Annotated in this window: 12 protein-coding genes; 2 read left to right on the forward strand and 10 right to left on the reverse strand. The window is 72.9% G+C overall.

The annotated features are described in order from the left end of the window. Positions 1–174 precede the first annotated feature (174 nt). The 8 genes from ACFYYB_RS12440 to ACFYYB_RS12475 all read right to left on the reverse strand — a co-directional run bounded on the left by ACFYYB_RS12440 (position 175) and on the right by ACFYYB_RS12475 (position 13,369). Positions 175–1,479 carry a M50 family metallopeptidase gene (locus ACFYYB_RS12440; protein ID WP_389435053.1) on the reverse strand — a complete coding sequence of 435 codons (1,305 nt, stop codon included), beginning with the start codon at positions 1,477–1,479 and terminating at the stop codon, positions 175–177. Then, on the reverse strand, positions 1,476–2,729 hold the full coding sequence (gene dxr, locus ACFYYB_RS12445; RefSeq protein WP_389435055.1) for a 1-deoxy-D-xylulose-5-phosphate reductoisomerase: 1,254 nt from the start codon (positions 2,727–2,729) through the stop codon (positions 1,476–1,478). The genes ACFYYB_RS12440 and dxr overlap by 4 nt, the downstream gene beginning before the upstream one ends. 20 nt (positions 2,730–2,749) lie before the next feature. Continuing rightward, positions 2,750–4,201 carry a hypothetical protein gene (locus tag ACFYYB_RS12450; protein ID WP_389435057.1) on the reverse strand — a complete coding sequence of 484 codons (1,452 nt, stop codon included), beginning with the start codon at positions 4,199–4,201 and terminating at the stop codon, positions 2,750–2,752. Then, on the reverse strand, positions 4,179–6,176 hold the full coding sequence (locus ACFYYB_RS12455) for an acyl-CoA dehydrogenase family protein (protein ID WP_389435059.1): 1,998 nt from the start codon (positions 6,174–6,176) through the stop codon (positions 4,179–4,181). The genes ACFYYB_RS12450 and ACFYYB_RS12455 overlap by 23 nt, the downstream gene beginning before the upstream one ends. Before the next feature lie 116 nt (positions 6,177–6,292). Then, complete coding sequence (locus ACFYYB_RS12460; protein ID WP_389435061.1) at positions 6,293–7,018, reverse strand: thioesterase II family protein; 726 nt, start codon at positions 7,016–7,018, stop codon at positions 6,293–6,295. Between the two features lie 153 nt (positions 7,019–7,171). Beyond that, positions 7,172–8,617: an aldehyde dehydrogenase family protein gene (locus ACFYYB_RS12465; protein WP_389435063.1), complete on the reverse strand. Its 1,446-nt coding sequence runs from the start codon at positions 8,615–8,617 to the stop codon at positions 7,172–7,174. A 609-nt stretch (positions 8,618–9,226) separates the two neighbouring features. After that, positions 9,227–10,804, reverse strand: a complete 1,578-nt coding sequence (locus tag ACFYYB_RS12470; protein ID WP_389435065.1) for a PucR family transcriptional regulator — start codon at positions 10,802–10,804, stop codon at positions 9,227–9,229. A gap of 162 nt (positions 10,805–10,966) precedes the next feature. Further along, positions 10,967–13,369 carry an ATP/GTP-binding protein gene (locus tag ACFYYB_RS12475; RefSeq protein ID WP_389435067.1) on the reverse strand — a complete coding sequence of 801 codons (2,403 nt, stop codon included), beginning with the start codon at positions 13,367–13,369 and terminating at the stop codon, positions 10,967–10,969. Between the two features lie 251 nt (positions 13,370–13,620). On the opposite strand from ACFYYB_RS12475, the gene gabT reads away from it, so the two are divergent. Both gabT and ACFYYB_RS12485 read left to right on the forward strand, forming a co-directional pair. Further along, the gene (gene gabT / locus ACFYYB_RS12480) at positions 13,621–14,955 is read left to right on the forward strand and encodes a 4-aminobutyrate--2-oxoglutarate transaminase (RefSeq protein ID WP_389435069.1); all 1,335 of its coding nucleotides are present in this window, start codon (positions 13,621–13,623) and stop codon (positions 14,953–14,955) included. 483 nt (positions 14,956–15,438) lie between these two features. Continuing rightward, complete coding sequence (locus ACFYYB_RS12485) at positions 15,439–16,020, forward strand: phosphatase PAP2 family protein (RefSeq protein WP_389435071.1); 582 nt, start codon at positions 15,439–15,441, stop codon at positions 16,018–16,020. Here ACFYYB_RS12485 and ACFYYB_RS12490 read toward each other — a convergent pair. Continuing rightward, positions 16,005–17,816: a chitinase gene (locus ACFYYB_RS12490; RefSeq protein WP_389436174.1), complete on the reverse strand. Its 1,812-nt coding sequence runs from the start codon at positions 17,814–17,816 to the stop codon at positions 16,005–16,007. The genes ACFYYB_RS12485 and ACFYYB_RS12490 overlap by 16 nt on opposite strands. A 151-nt stretch (positions 17,817–17,967) precedes the next feature. After that, positions 17,968–18,432, reverse strand: a complete 465-nt coding sequence (locus ACFYYB_RS12495) for a hypothetical protein (RefSeq protein WP_389435073.1) — start codon at positions 18,430–18,432, stop codon at positions 17,968–17,970. Positions 18,433–18,569 lie beyond the last annotated feature (137 nt).

An 18,569-nucleotide genomic window follows, 5' to 3' on the forward strand; every position in this document is an offset into this window, starting at 1 on the left:
GATATAGGTGCCGGGATCGGCGGTCCCCAACGTCCGAGATTACGCCAACCGGCACGGCTCACGTGCATCGCAGGTGGCGTGCCACCCGAACGTAGGGAGCCGGGCACGATGCGTGCCCGGCTCCGGTCCCCATGCTGTACGGGTGTCCCGCAGGACGATCCGCCGGTCTTTGGGTCAGGTGATTTTGATGGGGTTGACCACGTCCGCGGCCAGCACCAGCAACGTGAAGCAGAGGAAGACCCCGGCCACCACGTAGGCGGCGGGCATCAGCTTCGCCACGTCGAACGGGCCCGGGTCGGCGCGCCGGAAGACACGGGCGAAGGCCCGCCGCACCGACTCCCACAGGGCGCCCGCGATGTGCCCGCCGTCCAGGGGCAGCAGGGGCAGCATGTTGAACAGGAAGAGGGAGAGGTTGAACATGCCGAGGACGTTCAGCATGATCGACATCCGCTCCTCGCTCGGGATGTTCAGGGCCGCGATCTCCCCGTTGATCCGGGCCGCGCCGACGATGCCCATCGGGGAGTCGGCCTCCCGCTCGGCTCCGTTGAAGACCGCGTTCCACAGGGCCGGGATCTTGCCCGGGAGCTGGGCCAGGCCCTGCACGCTGCTCTCCACGACCTCGCCGACGTGCTCCGCCGACTCGGAGAAGGTGAGCGGTGCGATCACGTTCTTCGCGGCCACGCCGAGGTAGCCGGCCGAGACGTACTGGTCCTTGAGGAAGACGCCCTTGCTGTCGGTCTTGCCGACGCGGTTCTCCACGAGGTTCGCGCGGAGGTCCATCTTCTGCCCGTCGCGGAGGATGGTGAGGGTGGCGGGTCCGACGGTGGCGCGGATCTGCTTCTGGAGCGCGTCCCAGTCGTCCTCGACGCGCTTGCCGTCGAAGGCCAGGATCTTGTCGCCGACCTTCAGGCCCGCGGCCTTGCCCGGAGCCTCCGGGTCGCCCGCCTTGCAGACGTCGCGCTTCTCGCTCTGCTTGATGACGCAGGGGGTCACCGTCTTGACCTCGGTGGTGGTCTGCGGCACCCCGAAGGTCATCCACACGCCGAAGAAGATCGCCATGGCGAGGACCAGGTTCATGAACGGTCCCGCGAACATCACGATCACGCGCTTCCACGGCTTGCGCGTGTAGAAGAGCCGCGATTCGTCGCCCGGCTGCAGTTCCTCGTACGCCGCCGAGCGCGCGTCCTCGATCATCGAGCGGAACGGCGACGTCGAGCGGGCGGTGATCTTGCCGTCCTCGCCCGGCGGGAACATCCCGATCATGCGGATGTAGCCGCCCATCGGGATGGCCTTGAGCCCGTACTCCGTGTCGCCCTTCTTGCGCGACCAGATGGTCCGGCCGAAGCCGACCATGTACTGGGGCACGCGGATCCCGAAGAGCTTGGCCGTGGAGAGGTGGCCGAGCTCGTGCCAGGCGATCGAGAAGAGCAGCCCGACGACGAAGACGAGCACGCCGATCAGGGTCAGCAGTACGGTCATGCGCGCGCCTCCACGGCGGCCCGTGCCGCCATCTCCTGTGCCCGGGCCCTGGCCCAGGTCTCCGCTTCAAGGACGTCCGCGACGGTGAGAGAAGTTCCCCCGGCGGGGGTTCCGTGCTCATCGACCACCGCGGAGACCGTATCCATGATTGCTGTGAACGGGAGCCGACCGGCCAGGAACGCCTCTACGCACTCCTCGTTCGCCGCATTGAACACGGCGGGCGCGGTACCGCCCAGGGCCCCGACGTGCCGGGCCAGGCCCACCGCCGGGAAGGCCTCGGTGTCCAGCGGGAAGAACTCCCAGGTGGACGCCTTGGTCCAGTCGAAGGCGGTGGACGCGTCCGGGACCCGCTGGGGCCAGCCGAGGCCGATCGCGATCGGGCCGCGCATGTCCGGCGGGGTGGCCTGGGCCAGCGTGGAGCCGTCCGTGAACTCCACCATGGAGTGCACGTACGACTGCGGGTGGACCACGACCTCGATCCGCTCGAAGGGGATGTCGTAGAGCAGGTGCGCCTCGATGACCTCCAGACCCTTGTTGACCAGGGTCGCCGAGTTCACGGTGATCACCGGGCCCATCGCCCAGGTCGGGTGGGCCAGGGCGTCCTGCACCGTGACCGAGGCCAGCTCGGCGCGGGTGCGGCCGCGGAAGGGCCCGCCGGAGGCGGTGACCACGAGCTTGCGGACCTCGGCGCGGGTGCCCGCGGCCAGGGCCTGGAAGAGCGCGGCGTGCTCGGAGTCGACCGGGATGATCTGGCCCGGCTTCGCCAGGGCCTTCACCAGCGGGCCGCCGACGATCAGCGACTCCTTGTTCGCGAGGGCCAGGGTCCGCCCGGCGCGCAGCGCGGCGAGGGTGGGCGCGAGGCCGATGGAACCGGTGATGCCGTTGAGCACGGTGTGGCACTCGGAGGCGGCGAGCTCGGTCGCCGCGTCCGGTCCGGCGAGGATCTCGGGCAGCGGCTCACCGGCGCCGTACTCGGCGTCCAGGGCCTCCTTGAGGGCCGGTACGACGTCTTCCCGTGCGACGGCCACGGTGTTCACGCGCAGCAGCCTGGCCTGCTCGGCCAGCAGCGCGACCCGGCCGCCGGCGGCGGACAGGGCCGTGACCCGGAACCGGTCCGGGTTGCGCAGGGCCAGGTCGATGGCCTGGGTCCCGATGGACCCGGTGGAGCCGAGGATGACGATGTCCCGACGGCCGGCCGCGGGGTCGAAGAGGAGGTGCGGATCGGCGAGGGGAGATGGGCGGTCGCTCATGGACCCATTGTTGCCGCAACTCAGGGGCGCCCGGACACCGCGCCCCCTTCCGTGACCCGAAGGAGGAGGTGCGGGAGCGTCCCGGCGAAGTCGGGGAGGGTGGTGGCCACCCGCCACCAGGCGTCCGGATCGGAGCCCAGGGCCAGCGCGAACAGCCGGTCGGCCTCGGACCGGGCGGCGATCACCGGGGCAGACGGTTCGTGGCGGTCGGGGTGGTCCACCTCACCCAGCCAGTGGTCCTCGTCCAGGGCCCAGCAGGCGGGCGCCTTGTGCCGGATCACGTCCTCGCCGGTGAGCAGCCCGCGGGCGAGGCAGTCGCGCACCCACCGGACGTCCTCCTCGACGGACTGCATGGGCACCGCGAGGCTCGCCAGGGCCAGTTCGCGGTCCACCCCGCCGACGGGATCGACGGGACCGGCGGGCTCGGCGCCCCCGGGCGCCATGGAGCGCACCGCCTCCGCGAGCCCGTGGACCGGCTCTCCCTCGGCGGGCTCCGGCAGGGTGCCGCGCACGATCCGGGCCACCAGGACCGGCAGGGTCCCCGGGAAGGCGGGGGCGTGGCGCAGCAGTTCCGCCCAGAGCCGGGGGTCGTCGCGCAGCGGGCGCAGGGCCCGGGCGACGGCCGTGCGCATCCCCGTCCGCTCGGGCAGGGTCCAGCGCAGGCCGCGGGCCCGGGACACGTCGGTGAGGAGCAGGGTGCGGTGCGCGGGGGCCACGTGGGCGACGACCTCCTCGTGCGTGACCCGGCCCATCCGTACGGCGCGGACGGCGGGCCGGTACCAGGAGCGCTCGTCCGGAGCCGCGGTGGCGAGCAGCGCGTGGACGGCCTCCCGGGGCAGGTCCAGGGTCAGCAGCAGGGCTTCGACGGAGCCGGCCGGCAGCGGCCGGCGGAGGTGTTCGGCGAGCAGCGGCTCCGGGTCCGTGTCGTGGGGCAGGGCCAGGACGTCCAGCGGGACCCGTGGCCCGCGCCGGCCGTGGCGGCGCAGCAGTGCGATGAGCTCGGCCTCGGTGAGCGGCTCCTCTTCCGGGTCCCGGCCGAGCTCGGCGCGGAGCACCGGCAGGAGCTCCGGCGGGGTCCGGCGGCGGGCGTACCGGGCGGGCCCGGGCAGGCCGGGCAGCGGCCGGCCCACGACGCGGGGGTTGCGGGCGACGTAGCTCCGGTCGGCCGCGGTTCCGTGGCGGAGCAGCAGGGTGACGGTCGAGGCCGCCAGCCATTCGTCGCGGCACAGGTATTTGAAGGCGGGCTCGTCGAGCCGCCCGATCATGTCGGTGACGACGTGGTCCGGTGCGTGGCGCAGCACGTGCGCCACGCACCAGGCCAGCCGTCGGCTGGTGCGGTCTTCCTCGGCCGTCGGCATCGTTCTCGTCCGCCTCGCGCTGTGCTCGTACGCGTACCCGTACTCGTACTCATCCTCGTACGTCCGTCCGACGTCCGGCGATGATTTCAGGTCAGCGCAGCGGCCGGTGGACATTTTCACGAGTGGAGGGGCCCGGGGTGGCGTCGGCGATCCACGGGCCGTCGCCGGAGGGATCCAGGACGCCCTCCTCCAGCCAGGTGTAGGTCCCGGACAGAACCCCGGCCACGACCTTGCGGTCCAGGTCGTCGGTGTTGTCCCAGAGCCGCCCGAAGAGCTCCTCCACGCGGAGCCGGGACTGCCGGCAGAAGGCGTCGGCGAGCTGGTAGGCCTCCCGGCCGTGCTCGTCGGAGGCCCTCAGGTGCTCGGCGCGCACACAGGCCGCGCTCATTGCGAAGAGCTCGGCGCCGATGTCGACGATCCGGCCGAGGAACCCCTGCTTGGTCTCCATCCGGCCCTGCCAGCGGGACATGGCGTAGAAGGTCGACCGGGCGAGTTTGCGCGACCCGCGTTCCACGTAGCGCAGATGGGTGGCGAGGTCGGGGTGGCCGCTCGGGTGGAAGGCCCGGTAGGTGCCGGGGACCTGGCCGGCGCCGGTGGCGAGCTGGGGCAGCCAGCGGGCGTAGAACCCGGCGGCGCGGGCCCCCGCCTTGGCCTTGTCGCCCAGTGCCTTGTCCGGGTCGATGAGGTCGCCGGCCACCGACAGGTGGGCGTCCACGGCCTCGCGGGCGATCAGCAGGTGCATGATCTCGGTGGATCCCTCGAAGATCCGGTTGATGCGCAGGTCGCGGAGCATCTGCTCGGCCGGAACGGCCCGCTCGCCGCGGGCGGCGAGGGACTCGGCGGTCTCGAAGCCGCGCCCGCCGCGGATCTGGACCAGCTCGTCGGCCATCAGGCAGGCCATCTCGGAGCCGTAGAGCTTGGCGAGGGCGGCCTCGATGCGGATGTCGTTGCGGTCCTCGTCGGCCATCTGGGAGGCCAGGTCGACCACGGCCTCCAGCGCGAAGGTGGTGGCCGCGATGAAGGAGATCTTGGAGCCGACGGCCTCGTGCAGGCCGACGGGCCGTCCCCACTGCTCGCGCACGCCGGACCATTCACGGGCGATCTTCAGACACCACTTCCCCGCGCCCACGCACATGGCGGGCAGCGAGAGCCGGCCGGTGTTCAGCGTGGTCAGCGCGATCTTCAGGCCGGCGCCCTCGGCGCCGATGCGCTGGGCCGCGGGGACCCTGACCCGGTGGAAGCGGGTGACGCCGTTCTCCAAGCCGCGCAGGCCCATGAAGGCGTTGCGGTGCTCGACGGTGATGCCCGGGGAGTCGGCCTCGACGACGAAGGCGGTGATCCCGCCCCGGTGGTGCTCGCTCTTCGGCACCCGGGCCATGACGACGAGCAGGTCGGCGACGACCCCGTTGGTGGTCCAGAGCTTCACGCCGTCCAGGACGTACGCGTCCTCCCCGTCCGGGACCGCCGTGGTGGCCAGCCGCGCCGGGTCGGAGCCGACGTCGGGCTCGGTGAGGAGGAAGGCGCTGATGGCGGTGGTCGCGCAGCGCGGCAGGTAGGCGTCCTTCTGCTCCTGCGTGCCGAACATCTTCAGCGGCTGGGGTACGCCGATCGACTGGTGGGCGGAGAGCAGGGCGCCGATGGCCGGGCTGACGGAGCCGACGAGGGCGAGCGCCTTGTTGTAGTACACCTGGGTGAGGCCGAGGCCCCCGTACTTCGGGTCGATCTTCATGCCGAGCGCGCCGAGCTCCTTGAGCCCGCGCACGGTCTCGTCGGGGATCTTCGCCTCGCGCTCGATGCGCGCCCCGTCGACGGAGGTCTCGCAGAACTCCCGCATCCGGGCCAGGAAGGCCTCCCCGCGCCGGACGTCCTCCTCGGCGGGGAGCGGATGGGGGTGGATCAGGTCCAGCCGGAACCGGCCGAGGAACAGCTCCTTGGCGAAGCTCGGCCGCTGCCAGTCCTGTTCCCGGGCCGCTTCCGCGACCTGCCGGGCCTCGCGCTCGGTCACCTTGGGGGGTGCGGACGGTGCGGACTCTTCGGGTTCCGGGGGCGGAACGGGCTGTGCTGGCTGTGCGGGCTGTGGTGCGGACATGAGGGGGCTCACCTCGCCGCCGAGAGTGGGGGTGCTTACCGGTGGGTGCTACCAGTGAGTCGTACCCGTTTCCGGCGGCGCGGAAGCGGCGGTAAAAGAGGGACGCCGGAGCCCGCTCAGGCGCCCGGCCGGCCCACGGCGAGCCGGGCGACCCGCTCCGCGTGGGGGACGAGGTAGAAGTGGCCGCCCTCGAAGACGTGGGACGTGAAGGCGCCCGTGGTGACCGTCGACCACGCTTGGGCCCCGAGCGGGGTGACGCGGGGATCGCGATCGCCCGTGAGGGCCATGACGTCCGCGCGCAGCGGCGGGGCGTCCTCGCGGCGGCGGTAGGCGTCGATCAGGCGGAAGTCGTTGCGGACGACCGGCAGGAACAGCTCGCGCAGTTCCGGGTGGCTCCAGACCTCCACGTGGGGGCCGCCCAGCGCGGTGACGGCCGCGATCAGGTCCTCGTCGGTGCGCGGAGGGAGCACGACGGCGGGCGAGGGGAGTCCGCGGCCCGAGACGCACAGGCGCGTGACGTGGTCCGCCCCGGCGGCTTCGAGCCGCAGGAGGCTCTCGTAGGCCACGGCCGCGCCCATGCTGTGGCCGAGGAGCACCGTGGGCACGGGAGTTTCGGCCAGGAGCTCGGCGACGACCTGCGGTACCAGCCCGTCCATCGTCGGGATCAGCGGCTCGCCCATGCGGGTTTCGCGTCCCGGGTAGCGCACCGCCACGAGTTCGACCGAAGGGTCCAGGTGCCGGGTCCAGTCGCGGAAGAAGCCCGCGCCGCCTCCCGCGTGCGGGAAGCACACCAGGCGCAGGGCGGGATCCGCGACGGGGCGGTGGCGCACCAGGTAAGACACGCGGGACTCGATTCGTCGGCCGGGGAACGTCTCGCCCGGCGGCGTGGGGACGCGCACCCGGACGCCCACGACCTTGCCACACGGCAAAAAGGGACGGCCGGAGCCCCCGCACAGTAGGCTCCGGCCGTCGGCTTGGTGGCCGTACGAGTTCGGTCAGATGTCGAGGCCGCTGAGGACCAGGACCCGCTCGTAGGTGTAGTCGTCCATCGCGTAGCGCACGCCCTCGCGGCCCACACCGGACTGCTTGACGCCGCCGTACGGCATCTGGTCGGCGCGGTAGGACGGGACGTCGCCGACGATCACGCCGCCGACCTCCAGCTCGCGGTGGGCACGGAACGCGGTCTGGATGTTCCGCGTGAAGACGCCGGCCTGCAGACCGAACTTCGAGTCGTTGACGGCGGCGAAGGCCTCGTCGGTGTTCTCGACCCGGCGCAGGGTGAGGACCGGTCCGAAGACCTCCTCGGTGGCGAGGGTGACGCCCTCGGGCACCTCCGCGACGACGGTGGGCTCGTACGAGGCACCCTCGCGCTTGCCGCCCGTGAGCAGCTTGGCTCCGGCGGCGACGGCCTCGTCGACCCAGGACTCGACCCGCTTGGCGGCGTCCTCGGAGACGAGGGGGCCGACGTCGGTGGCGGAGTCGTTCGGGTCGCCGGTGACCTGCTCGCGGACCTTCGCGACGACCTTCTCGACGAGGCGGTCGTAGACCGTCGCGTCGGCGATGACGCGCTGCACACCGATGCAGGACTGGCCGGCCTGGTAGTTCGAGAAGGTGGCGATGCGCGTCGCGGCCCAGTCGAGGTCGGCCTCCGAGGACCAGTCCTCCAGGACCACGGCCGCGGCGTTGCCGCCGAGCTCCAGGGTGCAGTGCTTGTGGGGCACGGCCTGCTGGATGGCGTAGCCGACCTTGTCCGAACCGGTGAAGGAGATGACGGGCAGGCGCTCGTCCTTGACCAGCTCCGGCATCTTGTCGTTGGCGACGGGGAGCACGGACCAGGAACCGGCCGGCAGGTCGGTCTCGGCGAGCAGCTCGCCGAGGATCAGACCGGAGAGCGGGGTGGCCGGGGCCGGCTTCAGGATGATCGGCGCGCCGACGGCGATGGCGGGGGCCACCTTGTGGGCGCACAGGTTCAGCGGGAAGTTGAAGGGCGCGATGCCCAGGACCGGACCCTTGACGAAGCGGCGGGTCAGCGCGAGGCGGCCGACGCCGCCGGCGTCGGTGTCCAGACGCTGGGCCTCTCCGCCGTTGAAGCGGCGGGCCTCTTCGGAGGCGAAGCGGAACACGGACACCGCACGGCCGACCTCACCGCGGGCCCACTTGATCGGCTTGCCGTTCTCCGCGGAGATCAGCAGCGCGATCTCCTCGGTGCGCTCGGCGAGCCGACGGGCGACGTGGGCCAGGGCCTCGGCGCGTACGTGGGCCGGGGTGGCGGAGAACTCCGCGGTCACGGCGTACGCGGCGGCGACGGCCTCTTCGACCTGGGCATCGGTCGGAACGCTGACGGTACCGACGAGGCGGCCGTCCCACGGGGAGTGGACGTCGAAGCTGTCGTCGCCCGTGGCCTGGCGGCCGGCGAGCCAGAAGGCGTGGGTGGAAGTCATGCTGATCCCGGCCCTTCGGAGTGTGTGCGGTGGGTCCTTGTCCCCTCCACCGTAGGACTCCGCCGGGGTTTCGGCGTTTGTCCGGGGTGGAGTACGCGCGTGGCGCGGCGCGCCGCTTTGTCAGTGTCGGGGGCGGCCCGGCCCGTGCGGGGCCCTGGCGGGGGCTTCTACGGGGCCCCGACCAGCCCCCGCTGCGCGGGGCGGCGGCCCGGCTGCGCCATGGCCCGGCCCGGCTGCGCGGGGCGGGATTCCCCTACCCGCCCTTCGCCCGTTCCTTGGGCTCCGCCCGGATCCCGGTCCTCAAACGCCGGACGGGCTGAAATTGCCCTCCAGGCTGGATGTGCCGCGCAGCGGCAATCTCAGCCCGCCCGGCGTTTGAGGGCACGGGCGCGCAGCGCACGTACGGGTCCGGGCGCAGCCCGGGGAACGGGCGAAGGGCGGGTAGGGGGCCTCGCCCCGCAGGGCCAACACAGCCGCACCCGCCCACCAGCCCCCGAGCCGGACGGCAGTGGCGGCAGCCCCGACCGGCCACCGCCGGACGGGGTCCGGCGCAGCGAGGCGAAGCCCGCGCAGCGGTGCGAGCGGCGCGTCAGGAAGGAGTGCGGCGCGTCAAGAAGGAGTGGTGGCCTTCAGGGCGAGCCACAACTCCATGCGGACGTCCGGGTCGTCCAGGGAGCGGCCGAGGATCTCCTCCACCCGCCGCATGCGGTAGCGCAGGGTGTGGCGGTGGACGCCGAGGTCGGCCGCCGCCGCGTCCCACTGGCCGTGGCGGGAGAGCCAGGCCTGGAGGGAGGCCACCAGATCGCCGCGGCCCTTCTCGTCGTGCTCGCGCAGCGCCCGCAGGGTGCCGTCCGCGAAGGCCCGTACCGCGTCGTCGGCCAGGAGCGGGAGGACGGAGCCCGCCGCGAGGTCCTCGTGCTCGACCATCGGGCGCCCGCGCCGCCGGGCCACGGCCAGGGCCTGGTCGGCCTGCTTGAAGGCGGCCGCCACTCCGGAGGCCGCCGCGGGGGCCGACAGGCCGAGGACCAGCTCGTCCGGCTCCGGTTCGCCCGTCTCCCGGCCGCGGCGGGATTCCAGCACCTCCGCGTGTTCCACGCACGCCTGCACCGCCGAGCCCCCGTCGGCCGCCAGGACCACGAGGCGGCCCGGCTCGGGAACCACCAGCAGGGTCTCCCCCGTGCGCGCGGCCGCCGATTCCACGGCGTCGGCGAGCATCGCCAGGCCCTCCGGCTGGGCGGTGCCCGTCAGGGCCGGTTCCGCCACGAGGATCCGGAACGGCGCGTCGAGCAGGGCCCCGTACAGGTCCCCGGCCACGGCCTGGGCGTGGTCCGCCTGACCGGCGAGCAGCATGCGCAGCACGGCGGCACCGAGCCGGGACTCGGCGTCGTGCAGGGAGCGGGAGCGTTCGGTGGTGAGGGTCAGCAGGGCCACCGCGGAGTGGACGGCGTACCGCTCCGCCGTGCCGAGCGGGGCCCCGGTGCCGACGGCGAGGGCTCCGCGCGCCCGGCGCCCGGTACCGAGCGACTGGAGTTCCACCCGGTCCTCGGAGCCGCCGACCACGGCGCTGGCCGGCGCCGGCCGCTCCCGCAGCCGTTCCACGTCGGGGGTGAGGCGGGCGGCACGGCGCGCGGCCCAGTCGGGCGCGGCCGCGACGACGGCGCCCGAGGTGTCGTACAGGGCGGCCCAGCCGTGCACGTGCGCGGCCAGCTTCGTCAGCAGTTCGGCGGGCCCGTCGGCGGACAGCGCGGCCCGGGTCAGCTCGCGCTGCGCCTCGAAGCCGGCGGTCACGGCCCGGTACTGGTCGGCGGCGAGGGCGGCGGAGACGGCCTTGCTGATGGCGAGGAACGGGGTGCGCCGGGGCACCTCCAGCAGCGGCAGGTCCTCGGCGGTGGCGGCTTCCACGAGCGCCTCGGGCACGGCGTCGTAGTTCACCCCGATGGCGAAGCCGATGCCGACGACCCCGGCGGCCGCGAGCCTGCGCACGTAGCGCCGCATCTCCTCGGGGTCCTCCGCGTCCAGCTTCATCGCGGTGATGAGGAGGAGCTCCCCGCCCTCCATGTAGGGAACGGGGTCGGCGAGCTCACTGACGTGGGCCCAGCGCACGGGGGTGTCGAGGCGGCCCTCCCCGGCACGGACGCTGAGCTTGAGCGCCGAGTGCTGGACGAGCGAGGCGAGGGTGAGCGGCATGGGTACCGGGGCGCCTTAGGGAGAGGAGGGGTGCGGCGGCGAGGTGCCGACGGAGGATTCTCGCCGTGGACCACCACCGCGTTTTTCGCCGTGTCGTACGAACGGCACCCTTTGATTCTGCCACCCCGTACGGGTTCGCTCCGTTCCTGCGGTCGTCCCGCCTCAGTCCTGTCCCCCGAGCCGCACCAGCAGCGGGGCGGCCCGCTCGCCGCGGACGGAGGTCAGGGAGAGCACGGCGTGGCCGGGGGGCACCACGTGCGCCAGGTCGGAGGCCGACCAGCGTTCCCGTTCCACCTGGCGCACCGTCACGGCGTCGGTGGTGACGGCCTTGCCGGAGACCAGCTTGCGGAAGGCGTGGATGGCCCGGGTGAGCGGCTGGTCGGCGAAGACCGTCCGGTGGGTGACGTCGCGGGTCTCCACCCATTCGGTGCCCCAGGTCTCGGCGAACCGCTTGCCGTCCCAGGTGGTGACCCCGGAGAAGGCCATCCGGCAGCCCACGGCCCCGAGCAGCGGGGTGCGCAGGGCTTCCGGTACGTCGTCCAGGGTGCGCAGCGTGAGCAGGACTCCCGCGTTGGCCGAGCGGAGCCGCTGGATGCCGCGCACCGCCTCCGGGGTGAGCGTGTGGGAGGCGTCGTCGAAGGCGAGGAGCGCGAAGAGCGTGCGGTCGGTGCGGGCCGCGGCGGAGGCGTTGAACTGGGCGAGCAGCAGTCGGGCCAGCATCCGGGAGGCGTCGGCGTGCCCGCGCTCGGGAAGGTCCACGCGGACCCGCAGGGGGTGCTCCAGGGCCCGCAGGGAGAAGGGCCGCCCGGCGCCGGTGGTGTCGAAGAACCCGGCGAAGGCGGGCCGGTCCAGCAGCGCGACCCGGTCGGCGAGGGCCGGGCCGGGGTCGGCGGGGGCCCCGTGCTGGCGTTCGCGCGCGTCGAGTTCGCGGAGCATCCGGTGCTGTCCGGCGGCCTCCAGGGCCTCGCGCAGCCCGGCGAGGGCGACGGGCACGTGGTCGAGGAGCTCCCGCAGCTCCGGCACCGCGGGGAAACGGCCGTACGCGGCCCGGAACGGTCCGAGGAGCTGGGCGAGGGCGGTGGCGGCGCGGCGCACGTCGACCCCCGGCAGGTCTCCCACGAAGCCCTCCGCGAGGAGCGTGGCGGCCTCGTCGGCGTCGGTCGTGCCCCCGTAGAGGTCCAGGTCGTAGACGGAGTCGGGATCGCCGACGCGGACGACGACGTCGTAGCCCTCGTCGGGTCCGAGGGCGGCGCCGGTGGAGGCGACCACGACGACGGCGGCTTGGCCGGCGAGGGCCTGCAGGGCCAGTGACTCCACGACGGGGCGGACCAGGCGGGAGGTCTTGCCCGCGCCCGAGGGGCCGATGGCGAGCAGCGAGGTGCCGAGGACTCCGGGGTCGAGGGCGAAGCCGCTGCCGCGGCGGGCGTAGGGGTTGCGCTCGCCGTCCTGGACGGTGCCGAGCAGCACCTGCCGGGCGAGCAGATCGTGCCGTGCCGCCCGGAGGGGCAGCTCGCGCGCCCCCGACGGGTGCACGCAGGCGCCGGCGCCCTTGTCCCGCACGGACTCGGCGAAGGCCCGCGCCCTCGAGGGATCGGCCCGTACGGTCTCCCAGGCGCGGCGGATCCGCACGAAGTCCACGTCGTTCATCCGCCCGGCCACCACCTCGGCCCCGAGCCGATCGGCCACCTCCGCCATCCCGGCGTCCCGCACCTCGGTCCACACCCCGGGGTCGTCGGGGCCGCCGGGCGCGATCTGCTGGGCGGCGGGCGACGGTTCCCCAGGGGAGCTCGCGCCGTCCGCTCTTGCGTGGCGGCGCACTCCGAGCCACAGAAAGAGCACGCCGACGAGGACCTGGAGAACGGTGAGGACCGTGTCCGCCTGGCTGACGAGGGCCGCAGCGTGGGCCGCTCCCGCGCCCTTGAAGGGAAACAGGGAGTACACGAGTTGCTTCAGTGGCACCACTTCGCGCGGCACGATGAGAAGAACGGCCAGCCCTGTGACCGCCGCGAGCGCCCCCTGAGTCAGCCGACCGCGTGCAGCGGCCAGGTTCCAGGCGGCGCGCCAGTTGCCGAGTCGGCCGAAGCCGTACAGGAGGCCGCAGATCACCAGGAGCCGGTACACCTGCAGGGCGTTGTCACCAGGGGTACCCAGGCCGGGGTCCCTCCCCAAAGAGGGCCACCAGTCACTCGGAGTGAACAGACGCGGGGGCACCTGCCAGTACGGGATCAGGTTGGCGCGCAGCACCAACCAGACGATCACGCAGGCGATCAGCGAGATGATGGCGCCACGGATCAGAGAGCGTTCGGGCGCCGTGGGCTCCTGCTCCGCGCGCGGAACGTGCCCGTACGACCAGACGCCGGGGCCCGCGGACGGGCGCGGGACGCGCAGCCACGCGGCGAGGGTGGGACCCGCGGCCCGGGCCGCGGCGGGTGCCGGGACGGCGCCGGGGGCGTGACCGGGCTTCGGCGGGAGGCCCTGGATGCCCGGGGGGCCGGCCGGGCGCGGGACGTGTCCGGTGCCGGAGGGCGTCCGCCGCTCCCCACCGTGCGTGCCGTCGGTGTCCATGAAACCTCTGCCCCCTGCCCGTGAGCGCATGCCCTGCACTGCCCTGCGCGCTCAATCTAGTGGCCGTCGCCGCCCCGCGACCCGTACCCGGGCATGATCCACAAGACATGCGCGGATTCCTCCCTATGGCCGTCACGGACAAGGACACGCGAGGACCACTCCCGAACGGAGCATGCAGGACCCCGCCTCCCGGGCCTAGCCTGCGGACAAAGACACAAGTGCGTCCGAAAACACCCCCCAGGAGCCCCCCTATGACCGCTGTTCCGCAGGAGCGCCGCATCGTCACCGCGATCCCCGGCCCCAAGTCGCAGGAGCTGCAGGCCCGCCGTCTGTCGACGGTGGCCGGCGGCGTGGGCTCCGTGCTTCCCGTCTTCACCGCCCGCGCGGGCGGCGGCATCATCGAGGACGTCGACGGCAACCGCATGATCGACTTCGGTTCCGGCATCGCCGTGACCTCGGTCGGCGCCTCCGCCGAGGCCGTCGTGCGCCGCGCCGCCGCGCAGCTCGCCGACTTCACCCACACCTGTTTCATGGTGACCCCCTACGAGGGCTACGTCGAGGTCTGCGAGGCCCTCGCCGAGCTCACCCCGGGTGACCACGCGAAGAAGTCGGCCCTGTTCAACTCCGGCGCCGAGGCCGTCGAGAACGCCGTCAAGATCGCCCGTTCGTACACCAAGCGCCAGGCCGTCGTCGTCTTCGACCACGGCTACCACGGCCGTACGAACCTCACGATGGCCCTGACCTCGAAGAACATGCCGTACAAGCAGGGCTTCGGCCCGTTCGCCCCCGAGGTCTACCGCGTCCCGGTCGCCTACGGCTACCGCTGGCCCACCGGCGCCGAGAACTGCGGCCCCGAGGCCGCCGCCCAGGCGATCGACAACATCGTCAAGCAGATCGGCGCCGAGAACGTCGCCGCGATCATCATCGAGCCGGTCCTCGGCGAGGGCGGCTTCATCGAGCCGGCCAAGGGCTTCCTCCCGGCGATCGTGAAGTTCGCCAACGACAACGGCATCGTCTTCGTCGCCGACGAGATCCAGTCCGGCTTCTGCCGCACCGGCCAGTGGTTCGCGTGCGAGGACGAGGGCATCGTCCCCGACCTCATCACGACCGCCAAGGGCATCGCGGGCGGCCTGCCGCTCGCGGCCGTGACCGGCCGCGCCGAGATGATGGACTCCGTGCACGGCGGCGGTCTGGGCGGCACCTACGGCGGCAACCCGGTGGCCTGCGCCGGTGCGCTCGGCTCCATCGAGACCATGAAGGAGCTCGACCTCAACGCCGCGGCGAAGAAGATCGAGTCCATCATGAAGGCCCGCCTGACGGCCATCCAGGAGAAGTACGACATCGTCGGCGACATCCGCGGCCGCGGCGCCATGATCGCGATCGAGCTCGTCAAGGACCCCACGTCCAAGACCCCGAACCCGGAGGCGGCCGGCGCGCTCGCCAAGGCCTGCCACGCCGAGGGCGTGCTCGTCCTCACCTGCGGCACCTACGGCAACGTGCTCCGCTTCCTGCCGCCGCTGGTCATCGGCGAGGACCTGCTGAACGAGGGCCTGGACGTCATCGAGGCCGCGTTCGCGACCCTCTGATCGACCGTCCGGTCCATCGTCCGACCGACCGCCCGCGCAACCCCCCGGTCGAACGCCTGACACAGGCGCTAGAACGCGGGGACGCGATCCTCGATCACCGCGCGGTCACTACCGGGGGTAACGGTCGGGCGCTGTGAAGAAGCTGTGGGGGGCCGATGGCGGGAGCGTTTTCCCGCTGTCGGTCCCCCTTCCGCTGCCGTACGGTTTCTGCAGATGAGTGAGACACCCCGCTGCCGGGAAACCGGAGGCGACACCAGTACCGGGCTTCCCCAGCGCCGCACTGGGCATGCGTTCGCGCACACTCTTCACCGATCGGACGGCCGCACGCCCCAAACCCCCCGGGGCGCCCGGCATCCCGATCCGGGCGGCCGCCCCGGAACCACCCCCCCTGTTCCGGGGCGGCCGGCCACTCTCCTCTCGGCGAGTTCCGCCGTCTCCGCGCTCTGCGCGGCGCTCTTCGCCCTGACGACCTGGCAGGTCCTCGTGTCCGGGCCCCTGCTGGTCCCGGACGCCGCCCTCAGCCGCTTGCTGGTGCGCACGGTCCCCGACGCGGTCACCCAGCGCCTCTCCGATCTCGGCAACGTCCCGGTCGCGGTCCCCGTCCTGCTCCTCTCGGTCGTCCACGCCGTCCGGCGCGGCAACCGGCGGGGCGCGGCGGCCGCGGCCCTGGCCATGGCCCTGGTGCCGGCCCTGATCGTCCCGCTGAAGGAGTGGACCGGCCGGCCGGGCCCCCTGGAGCCCTGGGCCTCCGGCTACTACCCCTCGGGCCACACGGCCACCGCCTACGTGGCGTACACGGGCGCGGCCCTGCTCGTGCGCCCGTACACCCGGGGCCGCTGGCCCCTCCCCCTCGCGGCGGCCCTCACCGCCCTGACGGCGACGGGGCTGATCCTGCGCGGCTACCACTGGCCCCTGGACGTCCTGGCCAGCCTCCTGATGTGCACACCGCTGCTGCTCGTGGTGCGGAGCGCGGCGAGCCGGGGACGCACGGCAGGGCCGGGGCGTGCGCGCCCCGGCCCTGCCACGTCCTACGGTCACTCGGCCGACGGTCAGCCGCCGAAGTAGGCGTCGAAGTTCTTCGAGAACTCCCAGCTGCCGAAGCGGTCCCAGTTGATCGACCAGGTCATCAGGCCGCGCAGGGCGGGCCAGGTGCCGTGGGTCTGGTACGAGCCGCAGTTCGTCTTCTTGGTCAGGCAGTCCAGCGCCTTGTTGACCTCCGCCGGGGAGGTGTGGCCGTTGCCCGCGTTGGTCGTGGCCGGCAGGCCGATGGCGACCTGGTCCGCGCGCAGCGGCGGGAAGACGCGGGCGGTGTTGCCGGCCACGGGGAAGCCCGTGAGCAGCATGTCCGTCATGGCGATGTGGAAGTCGGCTCCGCCCATGGAGTGGTACTGGTTGTCGAGGCCCATGATCGAGCCCGAGTTGTAGTCCTGGACGTGGAGCAGGGTGAGGTCGTCGCGCAGGCCGTGGATGACCGGAAGGTAGGCGCCGGCGCGCGGGTCCTGGCCGCCCCAGGGGCCGGATCCGTAGTACTGGTAGCCGAGCTGGACGAAGAAGGTCTCGGGCGCCATCGTCAGGATGAAGTCCGGGCCGTACTTGGCCTTCAGGGTCTTCACGGCGGAGATCAGGTTGACGATCACCGGGGTGGTGGGGGCGCGGAAGTCGGTGTCGCCGGTGGCCAGGGAGAGGGAGTGGCCCTCGAAGTCGATATCGAGGCCGTTGAGCCCGTACTCGTCGATGATCTTGCTGACGGAGGAGACGAAGGTGTCGCGGGCCGCCGTGGTGCCCAGCTGGACCTGGCCGTTCTGGCCGCCGATCGAGATCAGGACCTTCTTGCCCGCGGCTTGCTTGGCCTTGATGGCCGCCTTGAAGTCCGCGGCCGATTCGACGTTCGGGCATTCGCTGACCGGGCAGAGCTGGAAGCGGATGTCGCCCGAGGTCACCGAGGTGGGCTCGCCGAAGGCCAGGTTGATGACGTCCCAGGAGGCGGGTACGTCGGCCATCCGGACGTAGCCGGAGCCGTTGGCGAAGCTGGCGTGCAGGTAGCCGACCAAGGCGTGCGCGGGCAGGCCGGGGTTGCCCGGGCTGCCGCCGCCGTTCGGCGTGGTCACCGAGGCGGCCGCGCTCTTGGGGGATTCGCCGGCCGCGTTCACGGCGCTGACCTGGAAGGAGTACGTCGTGGAGGCGGTGAGGCCGGTGACCGTCGCCGAGGTGCCGCCGACGGTGGTCGGGTTCGCGCCGTCCCGGTAGACCTTGTACGAGGTGGCCCCGGTCGCGGCCGCCCAGGAGAGGCCGACCGTGGTGGAGGAGGAGGCGGACGCGGTGAGCCCGGTGGGGGCGGCCGGAATCTGGGGGCCGGGTCCGGAGCCGCCGGGGTCCGGGCCGACGAGGGTCACGTCGTCGGTGAACTGCGGCGGCTGGCCGTACCAGCCCTGCGTGTACACGGTCACCGAGGTGGTGCTCGCGCCGGTACGGAAGCTCGTGCTCAGCTGCTTCCAGGCGCCGGGGCTCTGGGTCCAGGTCTGCGGGTCCGTGGTCCCGGTGCCGGTCGCGCCGAGGTAGACGTACGCGCCCTGCACCCAGGCGCTCAGCGTGTACGCGGAGTCGGGCTTGACGGTGACGGTCTGGGAGCAGCGGGCGTTGTCCTGCCCGGCCGGGGTGCCCTTGAGGGCGGAAGTGCCGCCGTGTACCGGGGTGCTGACGGCGACTCCGCTGCCGGCCGAGCAGCTCCAGCCGTCGAGGCCGGCTTCGAAGCCGCCGTTGCGGATGAGGTCGGCGTCGGCCGCGACGGCCGGCTGACCTGCGGCGAGGAGACCGGCCGCCGCGAGGGCGGCGGCGGTAAGGAGGGACAGCGCGGAGCGTATGACGGTGGGTCTGGCGGGGCGGGTGGGGCCGGCAGGACGAGTGGGGCGCACAACTGCCTCCAGTACATGGGGGGATGGAGCCGGGCCGCGCGCGGGCGAGCCGTGGGGGAAGGCGCAGCGGCGCCCAAGATGGTCCAGACCAATCTTCTTGTCAAGACTTCCCACCCGTCCGCCCCACGACGCGCGCCGCCGCCTCGTGCATCGCGAGCTCCAGTACCGCCGGATCGGTGAGCGTGCCCCGCCCGTCCGGGACGACGAGCCAGCGGACCCCGCCCGTGGCCCGGCCCGGATACGGGACCACGATCCAGGTCCCGTCACCGGCTCCCCGTACGCCCGTCCCGATCCAGCGCGACGCCGTGCCCGGGGGCACGAAGAAGCCCAGCCTGGAGTCGCCGAAATCGGCGAGCACCGGGCCGGGCCGGGCGGGCAGCGTGTCCAGTACTTCGAGGGTCGTGCGTCCCAGCTCCCCCGGCAGGATCAGCACGTCCCACCGGCGGCCGGCGGGCAGCAGGGCGACCCCGAGGGGGTTGCGCTCCCACTCCCAGCGGCAGGCGTCCGGATCGGGCGCCACCGAAACCAGCCAGTCCACTGCCGTCTTGTCCCCCGGGATCGTCATCGCCCGGCCTCCGCTCTCTGTGGGTGAGGTGAAGCGTTCTCACAGGAGAGAGCGGGGCCGGGCGCAGGTATGACGCGGGTTTCGTTACCCCGTGGTAGTGAAGCGGGTCACACCATCACGGGCTAGGTGCGCCCGGG

Origin of the sequence: Streptomyces sp. NPDC002886 (assembly GCF_042888445.1) — a bacterium.
Lineage (GTDB): Bacteria > Actinomycetota > Actinomycetes > Streptomycetales > Streptomycetaceae > Streptomyces.

Coding starts and splice junctions, on each gene's coding strand:
- ACFYYB_RS12440 (WP_389435053.1), bottom strand. CDS start 1,479: ATGACCGTACTGCTGACCCTGATCGGCGTGCTCGTCTTCGTCGTCGGG.
- dxr (WP_389435055.1), bottom strand. CDS start 2,729: ATGAGCGACCGCCCATCTCCCCTCGCCGATCCGCACCTCCTCTTCGAC.
- ACFYYB_RS12450 (WP_389435057.1), bottom strand. CDS start 4,201: ATGTCCACCGGCCGCTGCGCTGACCTGAAATCATCGCCGGACGTCGGA.
- ACFYYB_RS12455 (WP_389435059.1), bottom strand. CDS start 6,176: ATGTCCGCACCACAGCCCGCACAGCCAGCACAGCCCGTTCCGCCCCCG.
- ACFYYB_RS12465 (WP_389435063.1), bottom strand. CDS start 8,617: ATGACTTCCACCCACGCCTTCTGGCTCGCCGGCCGCCAGGCCACGGGC.
- ACFYYB_RS12470 (WP_389435065.1), bottom strand. CDS start 10,804: ATGCCGCTCACCCTCGCCTCGCTCGTCCAGCACTCGGCGCTCAAGCTC.
- ACFYYB_RS12475 (WP_389435067.1), bottom strand. CDS start 13,369: ATGGACACCGACGGCACGCACGGTGGGGAGCGGCGGACGCCCTCCGGC.
- gabT (WP_389435069.1), top strand. CDS start 13,621: ATGACCGCTGTTCCGCAGGAGCGCCGCATCGTCACCGCGATCCCCGGC.
- ACFYYB_RS12495 (WP_389435073.1), bottom strand. CDS start 18,432: ATGACGATCCCGGGGGACAAGACGGCAGTGGACTGGCTGGTTTCGGTG.